A 6,000-nucleotide genomic window follows, 5' to 3' on the forward strand; every position below is an offset into this window, starting at 1 on the left:
TTCAGGAAAAATTATGGCACTATATCTGGATTCAGCGATCGCATCGGAAGCTGAAGTTGTTAAACTTTGGGGATGGGTGAAAGGTATTACCACAAATCCCACGCTGTTGTCTCAAAGCGATACTCCACCAGAAACCACGCTGAAAAAATTGGTTCGCTTGACGAATGGCCCGTTATACTATCAACTTATGGCATCTGATAAAGCTGGGATGCTAGCTGAAGGTAGAAAAGCTTTCGAGATTATTGGTTCACAAACGATTTTAAAGATTCCCGCAACACCGTTAGGTTTTGAAGTGGTGGCGAGTCTATCACCAGAAATTACCTGTTCAGTGACAGCGATTTACAGTGCAGCACAGGCAGCAGTAGCACGGGAAGCAGGAGCTAAAATTGCCATAGCTTATGTAAATCGAGCTACTCGGTTATTGGGTGATGGTATTGCTTTGGTGCGGGATATGGCTAGCGTACTCAAAGGCAGTGATACGGAAATCTTGGCAGCTAGTATCAAATCTCCTGAAGAAGCAGCAGCGTCATTGCAAGCCGGGGCGCATCATTTGACTTTACCACTGGCAATGTTGCAAGCGATCGCAACTCATGAATTTTCACAAAAAACTGTTGAAGAATTCGCTAAAGGAGGCATCGGTTTAAGTAATTCGTAAGTTGGGCATGATAATGTTCACTCTAAAATCTGAATAATCCATAAGGCAAATTTAGGTTAATTTACTCAGTGGTGTTGCTAAACCGTCAATGCTGACGAGATTTTTCTGCTGTTGATATTCTCTAACTCCGTCTTCGCCTTTTTTATTAGCCCAGTTTACTAGAGTCTGGCGCTGACCTCGATATTCATAGAGTGGTACACCAAAACCACAGGATATTTGTATTTTTTCAATATCAGCAACGATAATTTGACGAGTTCCAGGTATCGGCAAAAACTGAGAGTAAAGAGAGTTCCAGTCTGGAGAATTCGGTAGAATCGTGCTTCCTTGACCGTAAAGACGCAGGATACAGGGAGGTTCCTCAAAGGCGCAAAACATAAAGGTTATCCGCCCATTTTCTTCCAAATGGGCGGATGTTTCGTTAGCATTACCTGTGAGGTCTACGTAACCTACTCGGTTGGGAGAGAAAATGCGAAAGCAATCCAGACCTTTAGGAGACAGGTTAATATGGCCCGTAGGACTCAAAGGTGCAGAGCCAACAAAGAAAAGGTGTTGGGCAGCAATAAAGGCTTGCATTTCCTCAGTAATACAGTCAAAAACTTTAGACATAGACTGTCTGATTTATATTTGCAAATTTCCTATCTTCTCAGCCTATGTCTTAGCTCAGAATCTAGCAAGGCCTAATTGCCGATGTCTGATGACAAGGGGCTTATTGGAGGGGAGTGGGGAGTAGAGAAAAGTGTTACCGTCTGATGTATCGACTAGCCATTTGGATGGCATCAGCAATATCGACATCACCATCACCGTCAGCATCTAAGAAGGAATTCAGTACAGAATTTCCGCCAGCTTGGGGATTTTGAGCATTAGCACCTGATTGCAAAAAATTCAGTACCAAAGGTACGGCTAAAGGTAGCAATTGTTGAACTATCCCCGCATCTAACCCAGTGCGTTGGGCAGCAATCTGAGCTACCTGTTGTTGTATCTGAGGAGAAAATAGCGAGTTGACGGCTTGGGGGTTAGGAGAAGTCCCAGCATATTGATTCACTATACTTTGTGCGGCTTCATTCCCATCTGTGGCTTGCTTTTGTTGTAAAGCAGAACGCACTTGACCACCCACAATTGACAAAACTGATTGGATGGTAGATGGGTCTGCACCTGTACGATCGCTCAACTGCTGTACAGTGTTAACAATACTTCCCAACTGACCTAAACTGCCCTGTTGATTGGGATTAGCGACGGCACCGAGAATTTGATCGAAAAGTCCCATAAGTTTGTTTTTTCCTTTGTTCTCAAAAAGCTATGCCAAAACTAGCTTCGAGTCTTTATGTATAGGCAGACTTGCGTCAGTATTCTAAAACATTAAGACACGCAAGCTTCATAATGAACGAATAAAATTTTGAAAGCTACTAGCTTAAGGATGAGAAATTGGTAAAGCCAACGCAAATTCTGTTCCTTGATTTAGCTCAGATTTGCAAGTAATTTTACCTTGATGTTTTTCTACCACAATCTGATATGCGATCGCTAGCCCCAAACCTGTACCAATACCGCGTGGTTTGGTTGTAAAAAATGTTTCAAATATCTTTTGCTGATTTTCTGGTGAAATACCAGGGCCATTATCCACAATTCGCACGATCGCTAAATCATTCTGCCAACATTCTGTGATAATGGTAACTTCGGGTAAAAATTCGGGATTTTCAGCCAATTTTTCCTCTAATGCATCGATGGCATTGCTGAGAAGATTCATAAATACCTGATAAAGTAAACCTGTATAGCCTGGAATCGGTGGAATCTCTCCATAATTGCGAACAAGGCTAATCCCATTTTTCAGGCGATTGTTCAGAATCAACAGTGTACTATCTAGACAAGCGTGTAGCTCTACTAACTGCACTTCCCCGTCATCTAAACGAGAGAAATCTTTCAAACTCCGCACAATTTCTCGCGTGCGGTCAGCGCCAACTGTCATTGAGTTGAAGAGTTTTGGCAAATCTGCTTCCAAAAATTCCAAATCAATTTCTTCTGCTAATGTTTCCACCGCAGGGGAAGGGTGAGGAACTTCGGCTTTGTATGTTTGCAGTAGCGCTAATAGATCCTCAGTATAGGTTTTCGCGTGTACGAGGTTTCCAGAAATGAAATTTATTGGATTATTAATTTCGTGGGCGACACCAGCCAGCATCCTTCCTAAACTAGACATTTTCTCACTTTGAATGAGTCGGATTTGGGATTCGGCTTGTTGTTCTTCTAAAAGGTGCTTCACCTGTTGAATAAGCTGATTGAGGGAGCTAGTTAACGCTCCGACTTCATCTTGTGTAATTACAGGTGCTTGCAAGTCAAAATTAGCTTCTTGAGTAACTCTTTGGGCAATATTCGTCACCGCGTTAATGGGATAGGCGATGATTTTACTTGTGTAGAAAGCCAGGATGGCTGCGATCGCCACTGACACCAGCATACTAACAATAATAATCTGAGCTTGGATTAGCGCAGCCTTTTCTTGAGCTAAATGAGCCTCCTCTTGCCGTTTTTGAAGCGTTTTGGCAAAGTCGGTTAACTCATTGGCAAATTGATAAAACTTGAGAGCATCCTGACTTTGACTGAATTTCGAGATTAATTGCTGTGCTTTTAGTGCTCCCGATGGCTGTGAACTTAATGGCAAAATTTGCCGAATTAGTAACCTGAATTGTTCAAAATATCCGGCTATCGTGCTGTTATGCTTTGTGAACAGAGTTTGTAAATCTCTTTGCGAAATAGTTTGACTAAATTCCTGCACTTGAGCAAGCAAGGTTTCGGTATCCGCTACATCGCTTTTGAAATCAGCAATTCCCCTTTGCAAAGATTGCGGCTGCTGCAAAAAAGGCAGTATTTCTTGTTGGCGAATCTGTATTTCCAACAGTTCGCCTTGCAAACTACTTAACAAGCTTCCTTCTTCATCAACCACGATCATTTGTTGTTTAGCTTGCTGGAAATAGCGATCGCCTATTACCAACCCCGCTGTTGTTCCCAAAACTGCAATTCCCAAAGCCAAACCGTAGCCATAAAAAATTTTTTGCCGAATACTAAGCTGGTGAAATCCTTGTTTTACCCAGTTTAAGTATCTTAATTTAGGTGTCGCAATCATGGTACAACTCGCTGTTGAATTTTTTTAGTAGGTGTTTTTTCATCAAAAACAAGAAATCCAGCCGCAAGTGAGTAAGAACACATTTGATCCAAAATGCGCTCTTAGTTTATCAAAAGTTGCTTTTTTCTACCCTAGCGAAAAATACTGAAATTATGAAGATTAGAAGTCGCGGCTATACAGACAAAACCCGCCTGTGCGGGTTAAAAACCTTCAGTTCTCGAATGTATTGCCAAAAACATCAAATTCCATGACTTTTACCAATTACCCAATTACGCCGGAAAAACCGAGCTAAAGCTGATTCTTCTAAGGATAGATAAATTGGGCGTCCGTGGGGACAGGTGCGGGGGTTGCGAGTGCGTTGCCAATTATCTAAAAGTGTCTGCATTTCTTGTTGATTCATTGGTGTACCGTTACGAATAGCACTGCGACAGGCGACGGCTACTTGGGCTGTTTGTAAGTCGCCTCCCCAACTAAGTTCTAAAATTGCTTCTGCACAGTCGTCTCGCTGCTGCAAAGGGGCGGGGATATTACGAACTGCCCAAAGTTGTTCGCCAAAGGGTTCTATTTCTAAACCGATTCGTTGTAGTTGCGATACTTGCGCTGGCGATAATTGATAAAGAATTATTGGCGGTTCGACGGGTACAAGTTGCCAATCATCGCATAATTGCTCATATAAAACTCGCTCATGGGCAATGTGCTGTTCTACTAACCACATTCCACCTGAATGTTCCGCCACAATGTAAGTATTGCTAACTTGAGCAACAGCTTTTAAGGAGTTAGGAGTTGAGAGTGAGGAGTTAGGAGTTTTGGGATTTTCGTTAGGATTTTGAGGATTGAAATTGTAGCCGCCTTTGGCTTCTGCGGCTTTGAGTAATTTACTAACTCGTGTTGTGTGAACAGCTTCTTTAAGATTGTTAGAAGAGATGCTGAGTGCTTGGTTAATTGCTTGGGTAATTTGCTCTTGCCAATAAATGATTTCATTGAGATAAATCTCTGTTTTTGCTGGATTGCGATTCCAGTTAATTTGATTGGGGGAAATGGCAAGATGTAGAAAACAAATTGGATAGCGATCGCGTGGTAATGTTCTGTGAAATGCTGATAATATGGTTTGCTCTAGTTCCGGTGTCTTCACCATCCTGCCGTTGATAGCTACACGTACCCAATCTGGACGATGACGATGAGTGCGATCGGGTAATCCTACCACTAAGTTTAGTGCTGAGTGGGGAGAGACGCGATGAATCGCGTCTGTACAAGAGTCTGGAGTAGAGACGCGATTCATCGCGTCTTCTGTATAGGAGTTTGGAGGGTTGGGTATTTCGAGTTTTAGTTCTTGCAAGTCACCTTGTCGCACTTGCGGTAAAATCTGCGGTAGCAGCTGCCCAGTTGTGCTAGCGGGACAAATGGTGAACCATTGACGGTCATTTTGCCAAATCTGCCAGGTGATTTGGGGATGACACATAGCGATTTGTTGAATTGTGGCTTGCACGGCTTTCATTTGCTGTGCTGTTGTGGGTAATCCCTGACGACGAGATGAGCAATTACCGAAAAGATTGGAAACTGTAACCACTGTACCAGGTGCGATCGCAGTTACTTCAACTTCCACAACTTCCCCGGCGTCACCGTAAACCATCCGCCATCCTAATTTTCCACCTACAGGACGACTCAAAATTTCCAAATCTGCCAGAGTCGCCAAACTATGCAACGCCTCACCCCGAAACCCTAAACTGTTAATTTTCCACAAATCGGCACTAGATCGAATTTTACTGGTGCTGTGGGCTGTCGCTGCTTGTTGCAAATCATCTAAATTCATTCCACAACCATTATCTGCAACACGAATTCGCCATTGCTGCGGCCATAGAGAAACGACAATTCGCGTTGCACCTGCGTCTAGGGAATTTTCTGCCAATTCCCGCACCACAGAAGCTAAAGAGTCGATTACCTCACCAGCTGTAATGAGATATACGACTTCTGTTGGTAGAGCTTGAATAGTAGATGCCATAAATTATAGTTTATAGCTTCTAGGGCGTGTCATCAATTAGGTAAACTAGAATCAGAACTGGTGAAAAACTAGAATCAGAACTGGTGAAAAAGAATAAACATTCTTGAAAACGATGACGAGCAGATACGCACTACGAGATGACCAGTGGGAGAGAATCAAAAACCTGCTACCTGGGCGAGAGGGCTATGTGGGAGCCACGGCTAAAAATAACCGATTGTTTGTCGAAGCGGTGTTATA

At 43.0% G+C, this 6,000-nt stretch carries 5 protein-coding genes and 1 pseudogene; 2 read left to right on the forward strand and 4 right to left on the reverse strand.

Annotated features, from left to right (window positions below; all coding sequences use genetic code 11):
* The first annotated feature begins 13 nt into the window (after positions 1–13).
* On the forward strand, positions 14–655 hold the full coding sequence (locus A4S05_RS08510) for a transaldolase family protein (RefSeq protein ID WP_069069397.1): 642 nt from the start codon (positions 14–16) through the stop codon (positions 653–655).
* 51 nt (positions 656–706) lie between these two features.
* On the opposite strand, the gene A4S05_RS08515 is transcribed toward A4S05_RS08510, so the two are convergent.
* The 4 genes from A4S05_RS08515 to mutL all read right to left on the reverse strand — a co-directional run bounded on the left by A4S05_RS08515 (position 707) and on the right by mutL (position 5,763).
* Positions 707–1,261: a pyridoxamine 5'-phosphate oxidase family protein gene (locus tag A4S05_RS08515; protein WP_069069398.1), complete on the reverse strand. Its 555-nt coding sequence runs from the start codon at positions 1,259–1,261 to the stop codon at positions 707–709.
* 133 nt (positions 1,262–1,394) lie between these two features.
* Entirely contained in the window at positions 1,395–1,919 is a 525-nt protein-coding gene (locus A4S05_RS08520; protein ID WP_069069399.1) for a DUF937 domain-containing protein, read from the reverse strand.
* A 144-nt stretch (positions 1,920–2,063) separates the two neighbouring features.
* The gene (locus tag A4S05_RS08525; RefSeq protein ID WP_069069400.1) at positions 2,064–3,764 is read right to left on the reverse strand and encodes a sensor histidine kinase; all 1,701 of its coding nucleotides are present in this window, start codon (positions 3,762–3,764) and stop codon (positions 2,064–2,066) included.
* Positions 3,765–4,002: 238 nt separating this feature from the next.
* Positions 4,003–5,763, reverse strand: coding sequence for a DNA mismatch repair endonuclease MutL (gene mutL, locus A4S05_RS08530; protein WP_069069401.1), 1,761 nt, complete (start codon positions 5,761–5,763; stop codon positions 4,003–4,005).
* Positions 5,764–5,875: 112 nt separating this feature from the next.
* Between mutL and A4S05_RS40125 the strand changes: the two are divergent.
* A pseudogene (locus A4S05_RS40125) lies at positions 5,876–6,000 on the forward strand (IS5/IS1182 family transposase); the annotation flags it as partial.

Source organism: Nostoc sp. KVJ20 (assembly GCF_001712795.1).
Taxonomy (GTDB): Bacteria; Cyanobacteriota; Cyanobacteriia; order Cyanobacteriales; family Nostocaceae; genus Nostoc.

Excerpts from the sequence above, each read along its gene's own strand:
- A4S05_RS08515 (WP_069069398.1), bottom strand. The coding sequence starts at position 1,261 with ATGTCTAAAGTTTTTGACTGTATTACTGAGGAAATGCAAGCCTTTATT.
- mutL (WP_069069401.1), bottom strand. The coding sequence starts at position 5,763 with ATGGCATCTACTATTCAAGCTCTACCAACAGAAGTCGTATATCTCATT.
- A4S05_RS08525 (WP_069069400.1), bottom strand. The coding sequence starts at position 3,764 with ATGATTGCGACACCTAAATTAAGATACTTAAACTGGGTAAAACAAGGA.
- A4S05_RS08520 (WP_069069399.1), bottom strand. The coding sequence starts at position 1,919 with ATGGGACTTTTCGATCAAATTCTCGGTGCCGTCGCTAATCCCAATCAA.
- A4S05_RS08510 (WP_069069397.1), top strand. The coding sequence starts at position 14 with ATGGCACTATATCTGGATTCAGCGATCGCATCGGAAGCTGAAGTTGTT.